Genomic DNA, 21,896 nt, shown 5'->3' on the forward strand with positions numbered 1-21,896 from the left:
GGCAATCGGGAACTGCTGTTTTATGCAACCAATGTGTATCACAAGGGTCGCACCGGCTGGCATCTGGTCCACCATCATTCCGCCTCCGCTCCCTCTGATGTTCTGCTATCGGAAATGCACGACATTCCCAACCTGCTGCATTAATCCGCCTGCAACACTGTCCTGCCGCCCGCGATCGCCAGCAGCAAATACGTCCTTTACCCTGGCCGGGCCTTGCTTGCCTGCTTTATAGTTCCTCTGCACACCTCAACAGAATCACTGGACCTGCTGTGACTGCCCGACTCGATCTTGACGCCTGCCCTTCTCCGAACTGGCAATATGAAGGCCATCTCCAGACGATTGCCGCCATGAAGTGGGGACGCCGCCCCCAACAGCGGTTCGTACGCCAGCGACTGGATACCCCCGATGGCGATGTTCTGGATATCGACTGGGCCGGGCCGCAAGCGCATACCCATTACCATTTCAGCGGGCAGGCACTGGTCATTTTTCACGGGCTGGAAGGCAGCAGCCAGAGCCATTACGCCCAGGCTATCGGCTCGTACTTTGTTGAACGTGGATGGATGGTCGCAGTGGCGCATTTTCGCGGCTGCTCGGGTGAGCCGAACCGGCTGGCCCGTTCCTATTTTTCCGGCGACTCCCAGGATATTGACTTCATCCTGAGCCAGGTACGCCGCCAGTTACCCCAGGCGCAATGGCATGCAGCGGGCATTTCCCTCGGAGGCAATGCACTGCTCAAATATACAGGAGAGCAAGGCCAACGGCTGAACTGGCTCAATGCCGTGGCAGGTATTTCGGTGCCGGTAGACCTGGTGGCCACCGGCATGCGGCTGCAAACCAGCCTGATGGGACGCTATGTATACACCCCTCATTTTCTGGCTTCCATGCGCGGCAAAATACAGCAAAAGGCCTGCGCCTTTCCTGGCGTGGTCAACTGGAACAAAGCGCTACAGGCACGCACACTGCTTGCGTTCGATGACGCGTATACCGGGCCGGTGCATGGCTATCGCAGTGCGCTGGATTACTGGTCGCGCTGTTCAAGCCAATATCATCTGCCGGCCATTCGGGTACCAACGCTACTGTTGATTGCGCGCAACGATCCCTTTATTCCCGAAGCCAGCCTGCCCGGCCCCGATCAGGCCAGCAATCACGTGCTGTTGCACTACCCATGCAGTGGTGGCCATGCCGGCTTTGCGAGCGGGTCGGGGCGCGGCGAGCTAAGCTGCTGCCGCGCCGGATCGAACAGTTTTTCACGCAGAATCGATAATATGCTCTTGCCGTCTTGCCGGTACGGATTGCATCCACCCGGCAGTCCGTGACATCTATTGCGCATCGTGTATTGCCGCAACCACAACCGGCATTGCAACAGGCAAAGCGCTGCAGCCCGCGTCACACCGCCTTGAGCCGCTGCTGGGCCAGGCGCATTTCACGCATCTGCCTGCCGGTTTTCTGGCGCCCCTTGGCCGACAGTCGCATCATGGTGCTCAGGCAAATAGCAAGCCGAAGGTTTCGACCATTGCCGCCGGAATCCACATGGTCAGGCCGCCAATACTCTGGTCGGTTATCGCAGACATGGGCAGCGCCCGTCCGCAAAGATCGAACAGCGGGTAAATGTCGGTGGTGGTGAACGTGATGACAGCGCCCACGATCATTTGCGGCAACATGGTGATGATGGGCGACAGAATCCGTGCGCCTGGCGACAGGACCGCCGGGGAGCCCGATGCAATGGTCCATTGAAAGAAACGACCAAGCCATGTTTTGGCCGTGAGTACAGGCGCGACATAGGGACGACGATCCAGAATCAGATTCCAGTACATGAACCCGCTGACCACAACCGACCAGTTCATGAGCCGGTACAGGCGCCAGTCGAGCATGGAATAGAACTGGATGGTTGGCAGCAGCCAGAACAGCACCAGAAAGACAAACAGGAACGGGACCAGAATTTTGTTGGTGAGCACACCGGTAATGAATCTGCCGGAAAAATGCGACGATAATCGCGCAGCCAGACACGCGCGCGCAGGGGAAGACCGGCGCGCATCACCTGTCCGGGATAGGCGCCCATAATGAGCAAGGGGCCCAGGTGATGCAAGACCAGATGCTGAATGCGGTGAATGAAAAACATGCGCTCGGCATAATAGTCAACGTGCGTATGCAGCGATAGATAAAGCACCACGAAACCTGACCAAAACAGTAGCTGTCGCGCAAGTGTTACGCGATGCACGCGTGTGCCACGCACAAACAGCCAGCCGGCAAGGAGAAACAGGGCAATCAGCGTAGGAGAAAACTCCCAGGGAGCAAGCCAATGCATCAAGTCCAGATCCATCGAATAAAACCTCTTGAATATATCGGTGCCGTATCACAAACGGCATCCCGCTCACTAGCAGGTCATGTGCAGGCAGGTGACGTGCGCCACAACCATGGACAGGGTGAACATGGACACCATGCCGGCGATCAGCAAATTGAGCAGCGCCATCAGCCCCGGCGGCACGCCTGACGGTTTGCGCCGCACCTGGTTGACATTATAAAGCGCGTCGAATTTTTCATCGGCACGCAGGCAATAAACAGCCGACTCAATGAAACCTGCCCATAGCGGGATGAACAGGAAAAAAAACGGAATGGAGTCCCACCACACGGGTTGGGTGAACGACCATGCCAGCATTGCCAGACTGAACAGCGTAATGACAGGCGCAATGGGTCGCTTCAGATACCAGCCCTGCAGACCCAGCACGCCAAAAAAACAGGCCAGAAACCCGGCGACGATTTTGTAACGAAAATGGTTTGCAGGCCTGGCCCGCCACAACTGATTCAACATTTCTGATTCAACATTTGCTCTATGTCAGGCACGCTGCCAACTTTGAAGGCTATATTGTACGACACGCGGGCGCACTGGTGCGTGCGCCGGTTTTTTTCAGGCAAAAGGGTAAAATAGCGAAATGGAAAATGTTGATTTCGATATTGCAATCATCGGCGCCGGCCCCGTGGGGCTGGCGCTGGCCTGTGCCCTGGACAAACTGCCCGGTATCAGGCCAACGGTCGCCCTGTTCCAGGCAGATCACCCGGTCATGCATAATCCGGCGCAGGACACCCGCGTGCTGGCCCTCAACCACGGCAGCCGGGTCTTTCTGGAACAATTGCACGGCTGGCCCGACCAATACGCCGCGATTGAAACCGTACATGTCTCGCAAAAGGGCCGCCTGGGGCGAACGCTCATTAGCCACACCGATTTTGACGTTGCAGCGCTGGGCTATGTGGTTCCCTATCGCGCTGTCCACGCCAGCCTGCAGCAGCATGTGAACGAGGGGCGCACCTTGCGCCTGGCCGGGGCGCCGGCCACCGTTACCAGTGAACCGGACAGCGCAACAGCCTGCGTCAGCCAGAACGGCAAAATCTATCGGGCGCGCATTGTCGTGCAATGCGATGGCGCAAAGCCGGACACGAAACTGCGCGACTATAACCAGCATGCCATCATTACCTCTGCCCGCGCTGCCCTGCCCAGGCCCGGCTGGGCCTGGGAGCGATTTACCCGCGAAGGCCCGCTGGCGGTCCTGCCGCACCCGGTGTTTGCCGATGCCCAATCCATCGTCTGGTGCACCAGTCCGACGCGGGCACGCGAACTGCTGGCCGCAGACGACGCCAACTTTTCCCGGGCACTCACCGAGCATTTCGGTGACCGGCTGGGGGCCTTTTGCGTGCTGGAGCCTCGTCACATTTTCCCGCTGGCGCTCAGCGTTACCAGGAACACCGTCAATGGCCGCGTGGTCACCATAGGCAACGCAGCCCAGGCGTTGCATCCGGTGGCCGGCCAGGGACTTAACCTGGGACTGCGCGATGTGGCGGGACTGTTGCGAGCGCTGCAGCCGTGGCTCATCGACCCGACGCAGGATCCTCAGCCAGCTCTGACGACTTTTGCGGGCTCGCGTCGTACCGATCGCGGCATCACTCGTCAGCTGACCGATTTCATGCCGCGTATTTTCACCACCGGCAATCCATTAGTCGAACACGCCTGCGGCTTGTCTTTGCTGGCGCTGGACCTGACCGAGCCGCTGCGGCGCCCGCTGGCCCGCCACCTGTTGCAGGGTTATCGCAACTAGGGCAACGGCTTTGCCGGCCCTGCTGTCCAACCTTGGTTAAAATGAGTCCATGCAAATCGGTAACTGGTCCCTTCCCAATCCTGTTTTTGTCGCTCCCATGGCGGGCGTGACCGACAGACCCTTTCGTCAGCTGTGCAAACAGTTGGGGGCCGGCTATGCCGTCTCCGAAATGGCGGCCAGCAACCCGGCCTTGTGGGAAAGCGTAAAAACCTCCAGAAGACTGAATCATGATGGCGAGATCGACCCGATCGCGGTGCAGATTGCCGGCGCCGATCCGGCCATGCTGGCCGAAGCCGCCGTGTTCAATATCGGCAAGGGCGCGCGCATCATCGACATCAATATGGGTTGCCCCGTAAAGAAAGTATGTCATGTCGCCTCGGGTTCGGCGCTGTTGCGCGACGAAGATCTGGTGGCGCGCATTCTGGAAACGGTCGTGGCTGCCTGCCGGCCCTTTGACGTACCGGTCACGCTCAAGACACGCACCGGCTGGGACCGGCAAAACCGCAATGCCCTGCGCATTGCCCGGCTGGCGGAAAACGCGGGTATTGCTGCGCTGACCCTGCATGGCCGAACTCGCTGTGACCTGTATACCGGGCAGGCCGAATACGATACCATCGCGGCCGTCAAGGCGGCCATCGGTATTCCCGTGATCGCCAACGGCGATATCACAGATCCGGTCAAGGCCCGGCATGTGCTCGAGTACACCGGCGCCGATGCCATCATGGTAGGCCGCGCTGCCCAGGGTAATCCGTGGATCTTTCGCGAAATCAATCACTACCTGCAAACCGACACCTTTCTGCCGCCGCCATCATGGGAACATATGCGCGATGTGCTACTGGCCCATCTTGACCATCACTATGGGTTCTATGGTGAATACACCGGCGTGCGCACCGCCCGCAAACATATCGGCTGGTATATAAGCAGTCTTCCGGATGCAGAATTGTTTCGGCAACAAATGAATCGCCTCGAAAGCTGTCAGGAGCAGTACAATGCAGTCAATCAGTGGTTCACCAAGCTGGTCAATGAATCGGCGCCGCGGGTTCCACAAGCTGCAGTCCATTAAGTCAGAACAACAAAAACTTCCCCAACACCGCCATTATGAACAACACACAAGACCTTCAGGAATGTGTACGCACAAACCTTGAACTTTATTTTAAAGAATTGGGCGACGGCGAAGCGGCAACCTTTGGAACATGGTCACAAGTTGCGTAGAGAAGCCGCTACTTGAAGTGGTCATGCACAAAGCCGGACATAACCAGTCGCGCGCCGCAGACATGCTGGGCATTACCCGCAACACGCTGCGCAAAAAACTGATTTCTCATCATTTACTGTAATTATTCGCTCATGACTATCAAGACCGCTTTGCTTTCCGTATCGGATAAAACCGGTATCGTGGACTTCGCCCGTGCGCTTCACGGCCGGGGTGTAAAACTTCTGTCAACCGGTGGCACCGCGGCGCTACTGAAAAAAGAAGGGCTGGACGTAACCGAAGTTGCGGAACATACCCAGTCTCCCGAAATTCTGGACGGCCGGGTCAAAACCCTGCATCCGCGCATTCACGGCGGGCTATTGGCGCGACGCGGCAGCCAGGCGCACCTGGACACGCTGAAAACGCACAATATTGATCCGATCGACCTGTTGGTGGTCAACCTGTATCCCTTTCGCGAAACCATCGCCAAACCCGGCTGCACCTTTGCCGATGCCGTTGAAAATATCGATATCGGCGGCCCGGCCATGTTGCGTGCCGCTGCCAAGAACCACGGCACGCGTGAAGGCGGCGTGACCGTTGTGATTGATCCGTCCGATTACGAAGCCGTATTGCGCGAGCTTGACGAACAGGGCGGCACTTCATATGGCTTGCGTTTGTCCCTGGCCAAAAAAGTGTATGCGCATACCGCTGCCTATGATGGCGCCATTGCCAACTATCTGAGCGCGATTACCGACACCGAACCCGAACAGGAAAATGAACCTGCGCGTCAGAGCTGGCCGCAGAACCTCACCATTCAATTGCGTCAGCATCAGGCGCTGCGCTATGGCGAGAACCCGCATCAGTCTGCCGCTTTCTATCTTGATGCCAGCGTGCCGGCCGGTGTATTGGGCAACTATACTCAACTGCAAGGCAAGGAACTGTCCTATAACAACATTGCCGATGCCGACGCAGCATGGGAATGTGTGCGCACCTTTGCCACGCCCGCCTGCGTTATCGTCAAGCATGCCAACCCTTGCGGTGTTGCGGTCGCCGAAGACGCGGCCGGTGCCTATCGCAAGGCATTCAAGACAGACCCGACATCTGCATTTGGCGGCATCATCGCCTTTAACCGCATCGTTGATGAAGCGACCGCACAGGCCGTGAGCGAACAGTTCGTTGAAGTTCTGCTTGCACCCGAATATACGCCCGACGCGCTGGTATTGCTGGCCAGCAAGAAAAACGTCCGCGTGCTGACCGTTGCCCTGGGCGATGGCCAGAATGCCTTTGATGTCAAACGTGTTGGCGGTGGCTGGCTGGTGCAAAATCCTGATCACAAACCGCTGGCAGCGGCCGACTGCAAAGTCGTCACACGCAAGCAGCCCACAGCGCAGCAAATGGACGATCTGCTGTTTGCCTGGAATGTTGCCCAGTTCGTCAAATCCAACGCCATTGTCTTCTGCCGCGAAGGCATGACTTACGGCGTGGGCGCTGGCCAGATGAGCCGTATTGATTCTGCCCGCATCGCCTCGATCAAGGCCGAAAACGCCGGCCTGTCGCTGCAAAATACGGCAGCCGCATCCGATGCTTTCTTCCCGTTCCGTGATGGGCTTGATGTTATCGTCAAGGCGGGCGCCGATTGCGTGATTCAACCCGGCGGCAGCATGCGCGATGATGAAGTGATCGCCGCAGCCGACGAGCACGGCATTGCCATGGTACTGACAGGCACCCGGCACTTCCGTCACTAATTGCAGTTGTGATAATGCTCCGGCCCGTGCCGGGGCAACTCCAGGGAGTCATTGATGTTGCGGATTCTTGGCATTGACCCGGGCCTGCGCCGCACCGGTTTTGGCGTGATCGACGCCGCCGGCATGCGCATCTCCTACGTGGGCAGCGGCACCATTGTGGTCCCTTCCGATATCCCCCTGCACGAACGCCTTAAAGTTATCCTCGATAGCATCCGCGAGGTGGTCGACACCTATTCGCCCACCGAATCTGCGCTGGAAAAAGTTTTCGTCAATACCAATCCGGCTCCACCCTGTTGCTGGGCCAGGCGCGTGGCGCCGCCATGTGCGCGCTGGCGGACCGGCATCTGGATGTGACGGAATATACCGCCCTGCAAATTAAAAAAGCCGTGGTCGGCAATGGCCATGCGCAAAAAGAGCAAGTCCAGCATATGGTACAACGCCTGCTCACACTCAACAGCCTACCCGCCCCCGACTCGGCCGACGCGCTGGCCTGCGCTATCTGCCACGCGCACGCCGCACCGCTAGCGGCGCGTCTGGCCGGCAAGGATGTGTTGATGGGTGCCCGACGTGGTCGCAGTCGCCTGCGCGCCGGTCGACTGATCGACTGATGAAACTGCCCGGTTTTTCAAGCGCCAGACGACAAGGTTGTGTACCATAGCTCTTTGACTTTTTCTGATGATCCCTGCATAAAACAGGGTCTGTGGAGTTCCTGATGATCGGACGACTGACCGGCCTGCTGATAGAAAACAACCGCCAGGCCTGTGCCTGGATGTCAACGGCGTGGGCTACGATATCGACGTGCCCATGAGCACGTTCTATGACTTGCCCGAAGCGGGCGCCAGGGTCACGCTATACACCCACCTGGCCATCCGCGACGATGCGCATGTCCTTTACGGCTTTCTGCGACAGGATGAACGTGCCACCTTCCGGGCCCTGATCAAGGTCACCGGCATCGGTGCTCGCACGGCCCTGGCGGTACTCTCGGGCATGAGCAGCGCGGATCTGTCGGCCGCGATCGCCCAGCAGGACACCGCCCTGCTCACCCGGGTGCCGGGCATCGGCAAGAAGACGGCGGAACGCCTGTTACTGGAGTTGCGCGGCAAGCTCGATGCCATTGCACCGGCCACGCCTGCGGCCACAGGCCAGAATGATGTGCTCAATGCGTTGCTGGCGCTTGGGTATTCCGATCGCGAAGCGCGGGCGACGGTCAAATCGTTGCCAGCCGATCTGGGCGTTTCCGAAGGCATCCGCGCCGCGCTCAAGATACTGTCCAGCTAACCACGAGCCACCCTGAACAGGTGGCTTTTTTGTCTTCGTTATCAATGCATCGCGCCAGCTGACTACTTCCCTAGGGTTTGCACTAATCACATTCGAATTGCACAGTGCGTCGCAAATATTGCCGTAAAGTTACCCGATATTTTTACTCATACCTATTACACCCACTTTGGGGAGACAACATCATGCGCGCTCACTGGATCAAAAAAGCCCTGGCAACCAGCCTGTTATCAGCCATTGTCATGGCGCCGGCCATGGCGGAACAGACACTGAAAATGGCCTATGCCCTGTCCAAGACTTCACACTATGGCGTTGCAGCAGATGCCTTTGAACAAGCCCTTGGTCAAAGCACCAAAGGTCAGTTCAAGGTTCAACAATTTCCCAACAGCGCCCTGGGCGGTGAGCGGGAAGTGATCGAAGGACTGCAACTGGGCACCATCGATGCGGCCGTTGTGTCTACCGGCGCAACACTCAATTTCGTGCCTGAAACAGGGGTCATTGATATCCCCTTCCTGTTTCGCGACCTGGATCATGCCCGCAAGGTTCTGGACGGCCCGATAGGCCAGAAACTGCTGGCCGATTTCCCGGCCAAGGGCCTGATTGCGCTTGCCTGGGGTGAACAGGGTTTCCGTCATCTGACCAACAATGTGCGCGCAGTCAAGACGCCGGCCGATTTGAAGGGCCTGAAGATTCGCACAACGGAAAACCCGATCCACATCACCGCCTTCCGCAAGATCGGCATGCTGCCAACCCCCATGGCGTGGCCCGAAGTAGCCACGGCCTTGCAGCAAGGCACCATTGATGGCCAGGAGAATCCGATTTCCGTGATCGTATCGGCCAAACTGTCGCAAATGCAAAAACACCTGTCACTCACTGCGCACGTCTACGGTCCCGCCCTGGTCCTGGTCTCGCCCTCGGTGTATGAAAGCTTGTCTGACGAAGACAAGGCCAAATTCAAAGAGGCCGGCCTGGCGGCAGCCAAAGCCATGCGCACATTTGTTGACGAAGTGGAAACCAGCGGCGTTGAAACGCTGAAAAAAGAAGGCATGCAGGTGCAGGACAAGGTTGATCACGATGCCTTTGTCAAGGCAGTGGAGCCAGTCTATCCCGAGTTCTACAAAAAATTCGGCAAGGAACTGGTCGAATCCATCCGCAATACCAAGTGACTTTTTGCCTGATCACGGAGGCTTGAATGAACAGATTGACACACTTGCTGGACAGTACCCTGTTCCGTCTGATTTCCGTCATTGCCCAACTGTTTCTGGTGTCAGCGGTATGCGCCGCTTTTTACCAGGTGATCGCGCGCTTTATCCTGCAGGAACCATCGGACTGGAGTGAGGGCTGGACCCGCACTGCCATGATCTGGCTGGTTCTGCTGGGCGTGGTACTGGCCTGCCGCCAGGGCGCAATGCTCAAAGTGGAAATGCTTCATTCCTTGCTCAAAGATCCCTGGCAACGCCGTCTGGAGCATGTGGTCATGCTCATCATGGCCGGCTTTTTCGGGCTGATGACCTGGATCGGCGTGCTCATGACATACCGGGTGCGCTTTCAAACCATTCCGAGCCTGGGCATTTCCATTTCCTGGATTTACGCCGCCATTCCCGTTGGGATGGCGCTGGCCTTGCTGGCGGTCATTGTGCAATGGGCCAATGCCAGGAAAGAATCCCAGGAAGAGGACCTGACATTGCTGTAGCGATCATGTCCGTCATGTGTCGGACGCAGCATACGGTAGCACCCGTGCCCGCAGGCAGGTACAAGTGGGCAACATGCCGGGCTTCGGTCCGAACGCTCAATTGCATTATGAAGTAGTTACAGCGGCCGTGGTTGCAGACCATAGCCGGATTTTTGCTCCATCCTTATTCCTACCGCCTTCGAGACAGATTATGTCGCAATTGATGATTTTATCCATGCTGGTCTGCTTTGCGCTGACCATCCCGGTCGCCGTTTCCATCGGACTGGCAAGCCTGTTCGGGGTGTACGTGGCCGGCATCAACTGGCTGGTGGTTGCTCAGCAGATTTTTGCCTCGCTGGATAAATATCCTCTGGTCGCCATTCCCTTCTTTATTCTTGCCGGCAACCTGATGGAGGCCGGCGGCATTTCGGAGCGGCTGGTCAATTTTGCCAAGAGCCTGGTCGGTTCGGTACAAGGCGGGCTGGCTATGGCATGCATTATCACATGCATGATTTTTGCCGCGGTGGCCGGCTCCAGTGTCGCCACTACGTTTGCGGTCGGCGCGATCCTTATTCCGGCCATGGTGCGCCACGGCTACCCCAAGCCGTTCTCGGCATCGCTGCAGGCCACCGCCGCCGAACTGGGCGTGATCATCCCGCCGTCCATTCCCATGATTCTGTTTGCCGTCTCCACCGACACCTCGGTGGGTGAATTGTTCATCGCCGGCATTTTTCCGGGCGTACTGATCGGCGTTGGATTGATGCTGTATGTCTGGATTTATGCCAAACGCCATGGCTATGGCAAGCAGGATGGCGATGGGCGCTTACCGGTATTCAAGGCTTTCCAGCAATCGTTTCTGGCGCTGCTGATGCCGGTCATCATTCTAGGCGGCATCTATGGCGGCATCTTTACGCCAACCGAAGCATCGGTGGTTGCCGTGGTGTACGCGCTGGTTGTTGGGGCCCTGGTCTATCGCCGCATTTCATTTACCATATTGACTGAAACGCTGCACCGAACCGTTATTTCCACGGCGATTATTATGTTTGTGATTGCCAATGCCGGCCTGTTCGGATTCCTGCTTAATCGTGCCGGCGTGCCGAATATGCTGGGCGAATGGCTTAGCCATATATTCAGCGACAAAGTTGCTTTTCTGCTGGGTGTCAATGCCGCCCTGTTCATTATCGGCATGTTTATTGAAACCTCTGCATCCATTGTGGTGCTGGCGCCATTGCTGCTGCCGGTGGCCCAGCAATTCGGAATTGATCCGACGCATTTTGGCATTATCATGGTAGTCAATCTTGCCCTGGGCATGATTACGCCGCCCTTCGGCGTCAATCTGTTTGCAGCCTGCGCCGTCGCAAAGCTGCCCATAGAACGGTTGTTCAAGTCACTGATCCCATTTGTGGGCGTGATTTTGCTTTGCCTGCTGCTGATTACCTACGTGCCCTGGATTTCCCTGGTCCTGCGTGATCTGGCATATCGTTAACAGGATACCGCCAAGGATCGGCCATCGCAGGCGGCGCGGCGCGGCGATTCAGGTAAAATAGGCCCAGACCCTCAGTCTTGACGAAGATACCGCTGCCCCATGGCCATTCAAAACGACGCGCTTACCAGCGCCGCCCCCCGCATTGTCTCTCCGGAGCCCATGACCCCGAACGAAGAGTCTATTGAACGCGCCCTGCGTCCCAAGGCGCTGGACGAGTATGTCGGCCAGGTGCGGGTGCGAGAGCAATTGGAAATTTTCATTTCGGCCGCGCGTATGCGCCAGGAAGCGCTGGACCATGTGCTGCTGTTCGGCCCGCCAGGGCTGGGCAAAACCACGCTGGCCCACATCATTGCACGGGAAATGGGCTCGCAGTTGCGGCAGACTTCCGGCCCGGTGCTGGAGCGCCCGGGCGACCTGGCAGCCATGCTGACCAATCTGGAAAAAAACGACGTCCTGTTCATTGACGAAATTCATCGGCTTTCGCCTGTGGTGGAAGAAATCCTGTACCCCGCGCTGGAAGACTTCCAAATCGACATCATGATTGGCGAAGGCCCGGCCGCGCGCAGCGTCAAAATCGACTTGCAACCGTTCACACTGGTGGGTGCCACAACTCGCGCGGGCATGCTTACCAATCCCCTGCGCGATCGCTTTGGCATCGTCTCCCGCCTGGAGTTTTATAACACCGAAGAATTGGCCCGCATTGTGTCGCGCAGCGCCCATCTGCTCAACGCCGGCATCACGCCCGAAGGCGCCCACGAGATCGCGCGCCGTTCACGCGGCACCCCGCGCATTGTTAACCGGTTGCTACGCCGCGTGCGCGACTATGCCGACGTGCGCTCCAACGGCATTATTGACAATGCCGCGGCAACGGCGGCTCTGGCCATGCTCGACGTGGACCCGATGGGACTGGACCTGATGGACCGCAAGATTCTGGAAACCATTGTGCACAAATTCGATGGCGGACCGGTAGGCATTGACAATCTGTCGGCCGCCGTGGGCGAAGAACGCGATACGATTGAAGACGTGATCGAACCCTACCTGATCCAGCAGGGATATATACAGCGCACATCCAAGGGGCGCGTGGCAACCCTCACCACCTGGCAGCATCTGGGCTGCACGCCGCCGGAAGGCCCGAACAAGCCCTTGTTCTGAGCAGGGCCGTAGCCGCCGGAGCTGTCACGATGCCGGCCGTCCCTACACGCCTTGCCTATGCGCCCGCTTATTCGTTCGATTATTCGTCCGCCTATGCGCCTGCACACTCCTGTCAGGTCCCACCGCTGCTGGAGATCCACCATCCGGTGGCCATCTACCAGCGGCGTGGATTGACGCCGAAACGCTTTTTGAATGCCGTGGAAAAATTGCTGCTGTGCCGGTAACCGGCAAGCACTGCCACTTTTTCCACCGATTCACCCTGCTCCAGATAACGCTGCGCCATCTGCAACCGATATTCTTTCACGCAAGCCATGATAGACGTATTGAATTTCAGTTGAAATTTCTTTCTGAGCGCACTCTCACCCATGCCGGTAAACTGCGACATTGAGCGTATGGTATGCAATTGCCAGGGTTCTTTGTGAATGTATTCACGCAGCGCCCCCAGCCGCTCATGATCCTGGCGGCTTAGCCTGTCGTTGTTCTGCCATTCAGCCGGTGCGCTGGGGGCTGCCCTGACCCGGGCCAGCAACTGTAAACCCAGCGCCTCGTAAATCAGCGGGCCGACACTCTCGTCCTGCGCCATCTGCAATTGCAACCGTACGTTGTCCAGAAATGCATCATCCTGTTCGCCCACGGCAAAGGTGGGCGGCGCCGCATCCAGTATGGGCAGCAATCTTTCGGTATAGGCGTTCTGTTCAATCTGCGTCTGATCCACCAGCACATCCAGTGCCGCCAGCCGCATCCCAGGCAGGTAATGGGTCTGCATGCGCTCATTGCGATAGCTGGTGTTGATGCCGCAAGCAGGTCCCACGGTTTGCAAGGGCGAGCGTTCACGCCCGATACGCAACTGGCCATTGAGCAGCATGGCAAAGGAATACGCCTCCTGCACGCGGGACTGAGCGTGATAGGGCACCAGAAAATGCATATCGGTATGCAGCAGCGTCACTCCCTGACATAACGCATATTCGCGCACCTGGCCATAAGCCAGCGTCTCCTGGTGACGGCTTGGGTCCTGCACAATGGCCTCGGCAGGTAATGCGTTACCCCGTGCTGCTGGCCATATTGCACAAAATCGGCATAGGTAAAGGTTCTGGTCATCAATTGAGGTGCTCGTGTGTAGACAGTTTTGCAACAAAAAAACTGTGCTTTCTGACATATTTCATATGAATTATGACATTATTTCGATAATTGACTGATTATAAATAACAATCATTCTTATTTGTGTTGCTTATTGTTTTTAAGGATATTTTTCTATCATGACCCCGTCCATGGTTCGCTTTTCAGCGGTACCTCGCACCCTGTATGTCGCCGTCCTGGCTGTGCTCTCCGTTTCCGCGCCCATGCCCAGACCCAGCAGGAGCAGGTCAAAACGACGCCTGTCGCCCAATTGGGTATTATTCGTGCGACCAGCGACGCCACCTCAACCGAGCCCACCATTGGTTTTCAATCCACAGTCAGCCGTGCGGCCAGCCGGGCCGACATGGACTGGATCGAAACACCGCATTCGGTTTCTTCCCTGACACGGGATCGTATTGATGCCATTGGCGCTTCCACGGGGACCGACGCGCTGCGCTATACGCCCGGCGCCTTTACCGGACTGGTGGGCGGCGCGACCCGCTACGATTACATCAGCCTGCGTGGCTTTAATGAAAACAGCACCGACAACCTGAATCTGGATGGACAAAAGGTCCTGAGCGATTCTGGCACCTACAGTTCGGTGCAAATCGACCCGTACACCCTGGAGCGCATCGACGTTTATCGCGGCCCTACCAGCGTCCTGTACGGTCGCAATTCGCCAGGCGGCCTGGTCTCCTACAGTTCAAAGCGGCCGCTGGATGAGCCCTACCATGAAATCACAGCCGGTATCGGCAATATGGGACAAACCCATCTTGGCTTTGATATGACCGGCCCGATAGACAAGGAAGGCAACGCCGCCTATCGCGTGGTCGGCATCACACGCAACAGCAAAACCCAGTTCGACAACAACCGGGTCGAACGCTATACACTGGCGCCTTCACTGAAATTCAGACTGGGTGAAAACAGTCGCTTGCTGTTGCAGGGCTACTTCCAGAAAGACCCCAGCACCGGTTTTCATAGCGGCTTCCCGGCAGATGCTACCATCAATACCGATCATAATGGCCGCCGCATTTCACCTGAATTTTCGGACGATGATGAAGGCGGAAAATTCAGTCGTACACTGTCCATGCTGGGTTACCAGTTCGAACATGATTTCACGCCGAACCTGACATTCAAGAACTCGTTCCGAATGACCAGCCTGAAGTCCAAAATGGCTCAATTCTATGGTTACGGCTGGTACGATGAAAACTCGCTGAACCGGTACTATTCCGGCGGCTACGAGGAACTGGAAGCCCATCAGTTCGATACCAGCCTGACAGCAGTTTTTCACACCGGTGCAGCCTCACATGAGGTGATTGCGGGCTTTGACTATCAGCATCGCAATGCGAGTGGTCAGTGGGATTACGGCATGGCCAACCCACTGAACGCCTTTGACCCGGTCTATGGCAATCCGGGCCTGAATATCTATAGCAGCGAACCGTTTGACCGTACGCTGGAACAATTCGGCATGTACTTGCAGGACACGGTCCGCTATGGCGCGCTGACCGGCCTGTTCAGTGTCCGTCATGATATCGTGGACCTGGACAATCGCAATCCTCTGCTGAACACCAAATCGGGCTATAAGGGCAGCAACACCACGTTTCGTGCCGGCTTAAGCTACGCCTTCGACAACGGCATTGCGCCCTATGCCAGTTACAGCGAATCTTTCAACCCCAACGGCTACACCGACATCAACAACCAGGTGCTGCCGCCGACCGAAGCCAGGCAATATGAAGCAGGCGTAAAATACCAGCCGAACGAACACGTTATGCTGTCTGCCGCCTACTACGATCTGAAGCAGGAGAACGTTGCTGCACGGCATTCTTCGGCTACCAATTACTACGTGCCGCTGGGCGTGGTGCATTCGCGTGGCATTGAGTTGGAAGCCAACGCCAATATCACCGACAACTTCACCGTCATGGCCAGCTACACCATGAACAACATGAAGCTGAAAAAAGGCGACAATGCCGGCAATCGGCCTTTCCAGGCGCCCAAGCAGATGGCCAGCCTGTGGGGCCGCTACAGTATGAACAATGGCCTGGCCTTGTCGGCAGGCGTGCGCTATGTTGGCAAGAGCTGGGCAGACAACGAAAACACCGTGCGGGTTCCCGCCTATACCCTGCTTGACCTGGGTGCAGAATATGATCTGGGCCGCATGAATTCGAATCTGAAAGGTGCCACCGTCCGCCTGAACGTGAACAACGTCACCGATAAGACCTATGTGGCCTCATGCGCCACCACCGACTTCTGCTACTATGGAGAAAAGCGCAATATCAAAGCCACCTTCAGTTACAAATGGTAATCCAGGAAGACCTCTCCTTCTATGAGCAATTGCAACAGGCGCTTGGGCGCCTGTTGCCTGTTTCAAAGACGCCGCTAAGCGGCCCCGCCGACCTGACCTTTGGGCAGGTGCGGCTGGATGCATTGCAATTGCTATATGACGACGTGGCGCGGCTTCATCCAGAGGCCGGGCGCCACTACTGGAACGCCCATACCTGGCGCACCTGCATGTGGGTGCCTGTATATTCGACCATTCTTGCCTACGAACATCATCGCTGCCTGGTTGATTCTCGCCAGTTGCAGCTGCATTTTTCCGAGGGTTTGGCAAAACAGGTGTATCTGCCGGAACAGGCGGTTACGCTGAATATTGCAGACGAAATGGCACCTGCCATGGCACTTGTCGAAAGTCTGGAGCAAATACGGCAGACGCTGAACATTATCACACCGGTGGCTGCCAAACTGGCAGGACGCCACACGGCAGACAGTGTGCTTGCCGCATTGCTGCTTTACTACCATGACCTGCCGCAATACAGTACCGCGCATATTCGCGCACGCGGCGATGTCTGGTTGCAGGCTATTGGCCTGCCGGCAGAAAGCGGCTATCTGGATATTGATATGAGCCGCTACAGCCTGCCGGACCGGCTCTCACTGAACCGTCGCGTCTGCTGCCAATACTTTCGCTGCCCGAACGCCAAGTTGTGCAGCAATTGCCCCAAGATCCCCCTGCAGGAACGCCTGCCTCTATTGGCCAGCGAATGGGCAGAACATGATCGCGCACACGCCGAAAGCGACGCATAACAGCAAAATAAAGCACAACCGATCAGGGAACAAGGCCACACTTATCCGGATTGGCCTGAAAAGGCCGTAAAGTGCGCAAGCAGTGGCGTAGTGCCGCAAAACCTGTGGCACGTTCCAGCAGGACTCAATGGCTATTTACTCCAGACCGAAACGCCTGAGATTTTCAAATTCGTAGGGTGCGTCTTCTGCGGGATATCTGAGCGTCGTATTACCGTTGTTTTTGGCAATGGACCAAATAATACTTTCTCCTGCGGGGATCACATCCGGCTGTTGCCTGTATAGCGGGTCAGCATAGGCAGTCTCGGGGTCAATCCATTCCCAGCCATGCGCCTTGAACGCAGCAATGATATCGGAGAGTGACTGGGCATTGATCTTGTTCGTGTGAAGCAGGATCACATGTTTGGGAGAATAGCCTAGTGTCTTTTTCCCCAGATCATCATAGTAATCTGCACGATCAAGCAAGTGCCTGATATACGCTTTCTTCAAGCGTGCAAGACTGTCCGTTTTTCCTGCCTTTTCATACGCCAGATACCGTATATTGTAAAACCAGTCACTGGCATCGATACTTACCGCAGCGGATCGATAGCCGCGATCGTTCAGCCATTGGCGCACAGCGTCGCGCTTTTGCCGGGTATCGCCTTCTTTCAAGAATGGAAACCGGTAGCGGGCCGTCCAGCCTGGCAGGGTTTGCAATTGGCGTTCAGCGCCAGCGATGCCTGCGATATAGTCTGCCACACTCACTTGCTCTTTATTCAGATTCAAGTGTCGTTCGCTATGGTTGCCAATCGCGTGACCTTGCATGCCCCATTGGGCAACCAGTTGCAGTCCGGCACTGCCTCCCAGTTTAATCAGGCTTGGGTATATGATCGCCTGAATATTGTTTTCTCCTAATTGAGAAAGCAATGCCTGGTTAATCGTGACCGCCTCCGGGTTGGTGTCCGGATTCAGGCCGTCATCAAAGCTGACAGATATCTGCTTCGCTTGTGCACAGGAGCCAGCGACCATAATCAGCACAAAAAGAACTCTGAGAATATCAAGCATGCAAATGTACCGTTTTTGGAGTGGGTGGCGCAACGCCATGGAATGTTTATTATCGTGCGCGATGGCGCCGCAAGTTTGCGGCCCTGCGAGTGGCGTTTCATATTGTCGAACCAGGATGCCGCCGCGGTGCGCAGGCGATCCTCCGGAATCACGCGGCAACATCAGGCAAGGCGCTGTTATTCCAGTTCGTCCAGAAACGTCAGTATCGCCTCGCCATAGGTATCCAACTTGTGTTGCCCGACACCGTTGACGGCAGCCAGATCGCTCAGCGTGCTGGGTTCCAGCTCGGCAATCTGCGCCAGGGTATCGTCCTTGAAAATCACGTAGGCCGGCACACCGTGCTCCTTGGCAATGTCGCGTCGCCATTGTCGCAAGCTTTCAAATCGTGCTTGCGCCGCTGCCGACAATACGCGAACTTCGCGCTTGCCACGCGGCATGATATTGCGTGATCGTGCCGCAGCGCGGGCTGATTCCTTGCGCATCATCAGCACCTGCTCGCCCTTGAGCACGCTGCGGCTTTTTTCGGTCAATGCCAACGTCCCGTAACCGTCCCCATCGACCGTAACAACGTTGGCCGCCATCAGTTGGCGCAGCACACTGCGCCAGCCCTGCTCGGAAATTTCCTGGCCAATGCCGAAGACGGACAGAGTGTCATGCGAATGCTGCGCCACCTTCTCGGTGCGTTTGCCACGCAAAATATCGATCAGATGCCCTGCTCCATAGCGCTGATCACGTTCGCGATGCAGACGATATATGGCGGACAGAATCTTCTGGGCTGCCACGGTGCCGTCCCAGGTTTGCGGCGGCGTCAGGCAGACATCACAATTGCCACAGGGTTCTGATTGCTGTCCGAAATAAGCCAGCAGGCGCGTGCGCCGGCACTGCACTGTTTCGCACAGGGCCAGCATGCCATCCAGTTGCGCCCCCGAGCGTCGCTTGAAAAATTCATCGCCCGTAGAGTCGTCAATCATCTTGCGTTGCTGTACGACGTCCTGCAGCCCATAGGCCATCCAGGCGGTGGCAGGCAAGCCGTCACGACCTGCCCTGCCGGTTTCCTGATAATACCCTTCGACCGACTTGGGCAGATCGATATGCGCTACAAAACGCACATCGGGCTTATTAATGCCCATGCCAAATGCAATCGTGGCAACCATGACCACACCATCGTCCCGCAAAAAGCGGGCCTGGCGCTGCGCCCGCAACTCGGCCGGCAGGCCCGCATGATAGGCCATCGCGTCGATGCCTTCACGACAAAGAAACTCTGCCGTGTCTTCGGTTTTGTTGCGCGATAAGCAATACACGATCCCGGAATCGCCCGCATGCTCCTCGCGAATAAAGCCCAGCAGCTGGCGGCGCACATCATTTTTTTCGACAATGACATATCTGATATTGGGACGGTCAAACCCTGCGACGAAGTGTCGCGCCTGCGTCAGACCCAATCGTTGCGCGATTTCATCCCGGGTCTGCGGCGTTGCAGTGGCTGTCAGTGCAATGCGGGGCACATCCGGCCACTGTTCCTGCAAGCGGGACAGGCCCAGGTACTCCGGACGAAAATCATGCCCCCATTGCGAGACGCAATGGGCTTCGTCAATCGCAAACAGGGCAATGCGTCCCCGCTCCAGCAGGCGCATGCAGCGGTCGGTCAGGAGGCGCTCGGGAGCGACATAGAGAAAATCCAGCTCACCGCGTGCAAACGCGTTTTCCACCTCGCGAATGGTCTCCCATTCCTGGCTGGAATTGAGGAAGGCGGCGCGTGCGCCCAGCTCGCGCAGGGCGTCGACCTGATCCTGCATCAGCGCAATAAGCGGCGACACCACGATGGCGGTTCCCGGCCGGATAAGCGCAGGCACCTGATAGCACAGCGATTTGCCGGCGCCGGTTGGCATAAGGACCAGCGCATCATGGCCTGCGACCAGATGTTCGACAATGGCCTGCTGCTCGCCACGAAAGGAATCGTAACCAAAAACACGTTTCAGGACAGACAGCGGGGTGTTGGAATCAGACACTAGAAATGAGACACAAAAATAAAAGCCGGTAATTAACTGACAAAGGTTTAAGCCGCAGCGACCAAGGGTCCGCTGTCCGGCACGGGTATAAAGCTATTATAATCGTTATACCGCTACGGAGAGTTCGATATGAAAATCACACATGTGCTGACAGGGGCCATCGGTTGCCTGCTTGCCGTTGCTGCGCAATCTGCGCTGGCAAAAATCCCGGTGTACGTTTTTGGCAATACGCCCAATGATCCGATAGGCACCTACATCACGGCGCAGATCCGCAACCAGATTGCCAACTCGCCCACGCTGACCCTGGTCAACGATATGAATCGGGCAGTTGCCCGCTTGAATCTGCAAAGCGCTGACCCCACGCGCGAGGCCGATTTACCGCCATCGCGGAAAATGTGGACATCGTCAACGCCGCTTCGCCCATCAATCCCTGGCTCAATATCCAGCAGCACATCCGTATCTGCCTGTCAGAATCGAGCGGCAGCTGCGCCACCACCATTGTAAATGACCTGACCTCCGTGGCCCTGCAATATGGCCCGCCCCTGCAGCAAAAGCTGGGCAGATAGGCGCGACAGTCAGCCAATAGGTTATTGCAAGGCGCTTGCAAACGCGGCACCATGAGTCCAGATGCCGCGCAATTGCGGTGCCAGATCGCAGTTGTCCTTGCACCAGGCAAGGACAGCGATATACTGTTGCATCGAATCGAACATCACAGGGCCTGCGGGTCCGCAAGCGAATTACACCATGAATATTGGCATTGCCGGCGCCGGGCTGTTGGGGCGCATTCTTGCCTTGGTGCTCTCACGCCAGGGGCATCAGGTTTCCGTGTTTGACCCCGCCACGTCTGCACAGGCGCGGGGGGCCGCCGGCTGGACAGCCGCCGGCATGCTTAGCCCCATTGCCGAACTCGAAAGCGGCGATGCCGACGTATTCGACATGGGCTTGCGCTCCATCGCGCTGTGGTCTGCCCTGGTTCCCTCACTCAGCATGCCGGTGCAATTTCATATTCGCGGCAGCCTGCTGGTTGCGCATCGCGGCGATGAAGGCGCGGCAACGCGCCTGACATCGCTGCTGGACGCCAAGGCGCCGCAACATGCGCGCCCGCAAATGCTCACGCGCGATCAATTGCAGTCACTGGAGCCATCGATTCAGGGCCCCAGCCACGCCTGGATGCTGCAAGGCGAAGGACAGATCCATACGGTCCAGGCGATGCAGGCGCTGGCCGAATCCGCTGACAACACTACCTGGTACTGGGGAACCCCAGTGATCAGCCTCAAACCCGGGCAGTTGCAGACGGCACAAGGCGTGCATACGTTCGACTGGGTTTTTGATGTGCGCGGCACCGGTGCCCGTGAACGGCCGCACGCCAACAGCCATCAACTGAACTGTCGTAATGTGCGTGGCGTACGGGGTGAGATTTTCTGGCTGCAGGCCAGTGGACTGACCCTTGGCCGGCCCGTGCGTCTGCTGCATCCGCGTTACCGTGTCTACATCGTGCCGCGTGCGCCCGATACCGTGGTAGTGGGCGCCAGCGAAATCGAAAGCGAAGACCGCTCGCCGGTATCGCTGCGCAGCACAGTGGAATTGCTGACCGCCGCGCACAGTGTGCTGCCCGAGCTGGCCGAAGCACGCCTGATCCACACCGAGGTCAATTTGCGGCCTGCCCTGCTGGACAATCTGCCGCGCATTGAGAATGAACAGGGCCTGACACGCATCAACGGATTGTTCCGTCATGGCTGGCTGATTGCGCCCGCCGTTGTGGAAAAGGCCCTACAATCAATATTTGAACCCGATTTCAATCTGATTCAAACGGTATGAGCACTATTCACATTTCCGTCAACGGAACCGAACACCAGATCGCCAGCGGCACCACCCTGGCCCAATTGATTACGCAGGTGCAGAAAACGACCGGCCAGGCGGATGACCCCGCGGCCATTGCCACTGCGGTCAATGAAATTTTTATTCCCCGACCCAAGCGCGGCGACACCGTATTGTCCGACGGCGACCAGGTATTTACTTTCAGCCCTATCACCGGCGGCTAAGCCGCC

At 57.2% G+C, this 21,896-nt stretch carries 16 protein-coding genes and 5 pseudogenes; 16 read left to right on the plus strand and 5 right to left on the minus strand.

Annotated features, from left to right (window positions below; genetic code table 11):
- The first annotated feature begins 269 nt into the window (after positions 1-269).
- Positions 270-1,264: pseudogene (locus TKWG_RS14805) on the plus strand (YheT family hydrolase).
- Between the two features lie 122 nt (positions 1,265-1,386).
- Here TKWG_RS14805 and TKWG_RS14810 read toward each other — a convergent pair.
- Positions 1,387-2,320: pseudogene (locus TKWG_RS14810) on the minus strand (cytochrome c oxidase assembly protein).
- A 54-nt stretch (positions 2,321-2,374) separates the two neighbouring features.
- Positions 2,375-2,809, minus strand: a complete 435-nt coding sequence (locus TKWG_RS14815; RefSeq protein WP_014751618.1) for a hypothetical protein — start codon at positions 2,807-2,809, stop codon at positions 2,375-2,377.
- A 121-nt stretch (positions 2,810-2,930) separates the two neighbouring features.
- Between TKWG_RS14815 and TKWG_RS14820 the strand changes: the two genes are divergently transcribed.
- The 10 genes and pseudogenes from TKWG_RS14820 to ruvB all read left to right on the plus strand — a co-directional run bounded on the left by TKWG_RS14820 (position 2,931) and on the right by ruvB (position 12,607).
- Positions 2,931-4,088 (plus strand): FAD-dependent monooxygenase, encoded by a 1,158-nt coding sequence (locus TKWG_RS14820; RefSeq protein WP_014751619.1) that lies wholly within the window; start codon positions 2,931-2,933, stop codon positions 4,086-4,088.
- Between the two features lie 49 nt (positions 4,089-4,137).
- Positions 4,138-5,151: a tRNA dihydrouridine synthase DusB gene (gene dusB / locus TKWG_RS14825; protein ID WP_014751620.1), complete on the plus strand. Its 1,014-nt coding sequence runs from the start codon at positions 4,138-4,140 to the stop codon at positions 5,149-5,151.
- A gap of 35 nt (positions 5,152-5,186) precedes the next feature.
- A pseudogene (locus TKWG_RS14830) lies at positions 5,187-5,422 on the plus strand (helix-turn-helix domain-containing protein).
- Between the two features lie 10 nt (positions 5,423-5,432).
- The gene (purH, locus tag TKWG_RS14835; RefSeq protein WP_014751622.1) at positions 5,433-7,022 is read left to right on the plus strand and encodes a bifunctional phosphoribosylaminoimidazolecarboxamide formyltransferase/IMP cyclohydrolase; all 1,590 of its coding nucleotides are present in this window, start codon (positions 5,433-5,435) and stop codon (positions 7,020-7,022) included.
- A gap of 123 nt (positions 7,023-7,145) precedes the next feature.
- Positions 7,146-7,630 (plus strand): annotated as a pseudogene (gene ruvC / locus TKWG_RS14840) (crossover junction endodeoxyribonuclease RuvC).
- 104 nt (positions 7,631-7,734) lie between these two features.
- Positions 7,735-8,300: pseudogene (ruvA, locus tag TKWG_RS14845) on the plus strand (Holliday junction branch migration protein RuvA).
- Positions 8,301-8,482: 182 nt separating this feature from the next.
- Complete coding sequence (locus tag TKWG_RS14850; protein WP_014751624.1) at positions 8,483-9,463, plus strand: TRAP transporter substrate-binding protein; 981 nt, start codon at positions 8,483-8,485, stop codon at positions 9,461-9,463.
- Positions 9,464-9,489: 26 nt separating this feature from the next.
- The gene (locus TKWG_RS14855; protein ID WP_014751625.1) at positions 9,490-9,990 is read left to right on the plus strand and encodes a TRAP transporter small permease; all 501 of its coding nucleotides are present in this window, start codon (positions 9,490-9,492) and stop codon (positions 9,988-9,990) included.
- 190 nt (positions 9,991-10,180) lie between these two features.
- Complete coding sequence (locus TKWG_RS14860; protein ID WP_014751626.1) at positions 10,181-11,455, plus strand: TRAP transporter large permease; 1,275 nt, start codon at positions 10,181-10,183, stop codon at positions 11,453-11,455.
- 99 nt (positions 11,456-11,554) lie between these two features.
- Complete coding sequence (gene ruvB, locus TKWG_RS14865; RefSeq protein ID WP_014751627.1) at positions 11,555-12,607, plus strand: Holliday junction branch migration DNA helicase RuvB; 1,053 nt, start codon at positions 11,555-11,557, stop codon at positions 12,605-12,607.
- A 154-nt stretch (positions 12,608-12,761) separates the two neighbouring features.
- Here ruvB and TKWG_RS14870 read toward each other — a convergent pair whose 3' ends face one another.
- Positions 12,762-13,625 carry a helix-turn-helix transcriptional regulator gene (locus tag TKWG_RS14870; RefSeq protein ID WP_014751629.1) on the minus strand — a complete coding sequence of 288 codons (864 nt, stop codon included), beginning with the start codon at positions 13,623-13,625 and terminating at the stop codon, positions 12,762-12,764.
- A gap of 369 nt (positions 13,626-13,994) precedes the next feature.
- Here TKWG_RS14870 and TKWG_RS14875 point away from each other — a divergent pair, with 369 nt between their 5' ends.
- Positions 13,995-16,025 carry a TonB-dependent siderophore receptor gene (locus TKWG_RS14875; RefSeq protein WP_014751630.1) on the plus strand — a complete coding sequence of 677 codons (2,031 nt, stop codon included), beginning with the start codon at positions 13,995-13,997 and terminating at the stop codon, positions 16,023-16,025.
- Complete coding sequence (locus TKWG_RS14880) at positions 16,019-16,801, plus strand: (2Fe-2S)-binding protein (protein WP_014751631.1); 783 nt, start codon at positions 16,019-16,021, stop codon at positions 16,799-16,801. The genes TKWG_RS14875 and TKWG_RS14880 overlap by 7 nt, the downstream gene beginning before the upstream one ends.
- Before the next feature lie 135 nt (positions 16,802-16,936).
- Here the strand turns inward: TKWG_RS14880 and TKWG_RS14885 are convergent, their stop codons facing one another.
- On the minus strand, positions 16,937-17,842 hold the full coding sequence (locus TKWG_RS14885; RefSeq protein WP_041710360.1) for a polysaccharide deacetylase family protein: 906 nt from the start codon (positions 17,840-17,842) through the stop codon (positions 16,937-16,939).
- Between the two features lie 176 nt (positions 17,843-18,018).
- Positions 18,019-19,848 (minus strand): DNA helicase RecQ, encoded by a 1,830-nt coding sequence (recQ, locus tag TKWG_RS14890; RefSeq protein WP_014751633.1) that lies wholly within the window; start codon positions 19,846-19,848, stop codon positions 18,019-18,021.
- Positions 19,849-19,977: 129 nt separating this feature from the next.
- Here recQ and TKWG_RS14895 point away from each other — a divergent pair, with 129 nt between their 5' ends.
- The 3 genes from TKWG_RS14895 (at position 19,978) to thiS (ending at position 21,890) form a co-directional block, all read left to right on the plus strand.
- The gene (locus tag TKWG_RS14895; protein WP_014751634.1) at positions 19,978-20,352 is read left to right on the plus strand and encodes a hypothetical protein; all 375 of its coding nucleotides are present in this window, start codon (positions 19,978-19,980) and stop codon (positions 20,350-20,352) included.
- Positions 20,353-20,592: 240 nt separating this feature from the next.
- A complete protein-coding gene (locus TKWG_RS14900; RefSeq protein ID WP_014751636.1) occupies positions 20,593-21,666 on the plus strand; it encodes an FAD-dependent oxidoreductase in 1,074 nt (357 codons plus the stop codon).
- Positions 21,663-21,890, plus strand: coding sequence for a sulfur carrier protein ThiS (gene thiS / locus TKWG_RS14905; protein WP_014751637.1), 228 nt, complete (start codon positions 21,663-21,665; stop codon positions 21,888-21,890). Before TKWG_RS14900 ends, thiS begins: the two co-directional genes overlap by 4 nt.
- Positions 21,891-21,896: the final 6 nt, after the last annotated feature.

The organism is Advenella kashmirensis WT001, assembly GCF_000219915.2.
In the GTDB taxonomy this organism is placed as follows: Bacteria; Pseudomonadota; Gammaproteobacteria; order Burkholderiales; family Burkholderiaceae_B; genus Advenella; species Advenella kashmirensis.

Excerpts from the sequence above, each read along its gene's own strand:
- TKWG_RS14815 (WP_014751618.1), bottom strand. The coding sequence starts at position 2,809 with ATGTTGAATCAGTTGTGGCGGGCCAGGCCTGCAAACCATTTTCGTTAC.
- TKWG_RS14820 (WP_014751619.1), top strand. The coding sequence starts at position 2,931 with ATGGAAAATGTTGATTTCGATATTGCAATCATCGGCGCCGGCCCCGTG.
- dusB (WP_014751620.1), top strand. The coding sequence starts at position 4,138 with ATGCAAATCGGTAACTGGTCCCTTCCCAATCCTGTTTTTGTCGCTCCC.
- purH (WP_014751622.1), top strand. The coding sequence starts at position 5,433 with ATGACTATCAAGACCGCTTTGCTTTCCGTATCGGATAAAACCGGTATC.
- TKWG_RS14850 (WP_014751624.1), top strand. The coding sequence starts at position 8,483 with ATGCGCGCTCACTGGATCAAAAAAGCCCTGGCAACCAGCCTGTTATCA.
- TKWG_RS14855 (WP_014751625.1), top strand. The coding sequence starts at position 9,490 with ATGAACAGATTGACACACTTGCTGGACAGTACCCTGTTCCGTCTGATT.
- TKWG_RS14860 (WP_014751626.1), top strand. The coding sequence starts at position 10,181 with ATGTCGCAATTGATGATTTTATCCATGCTGGTCTGCTTTGCGCTGACC.
- ruvB (WP_014751627.1), top strand. The coding sequence starts at position 11,555 with ATGGCCATTCAAAACGACGCGCTTACCAGCGCCGCCCCCCGCATTGTC.
- TKWG_RS14880 (WP_014751631.1), top strand. The coding sequence starts at position 16,019 with ATGGTAATCCAGGAAGACCTCTCCTTCTATGAGCAATTGCAACAGGCG.
- TKWG_RS14885 (WP_041710360.1), bottom strand. The coding sequence starts at position 17,842 with ATGCTTGATATTCTCAGAGTTCTTTTTGTGCTGATTATGGTCGCTGGC.
- TKWG_RS14895 (WP_014751634.1), top strand. The coding sequence starts at position 19,978 with ATGAAAATCACACATGTGCTGACAGGGGCCATCGGTTGCCTGCTTGCC.
- TKWG_RS14900 (WP_014751636.1), top strand. The coding sequence starts at position 20,593 with ATGAATATTGGCATTGCCGGCGCCGGGCTGTTGGGGCGCATTCTTGCC.
- thiS (WP_014751637.1), top strand. The coding sequence starts at position 21,663 with ATGAGCACTATTCACATTTCCGTCAACGGAACCGAACACCAGATCGCC.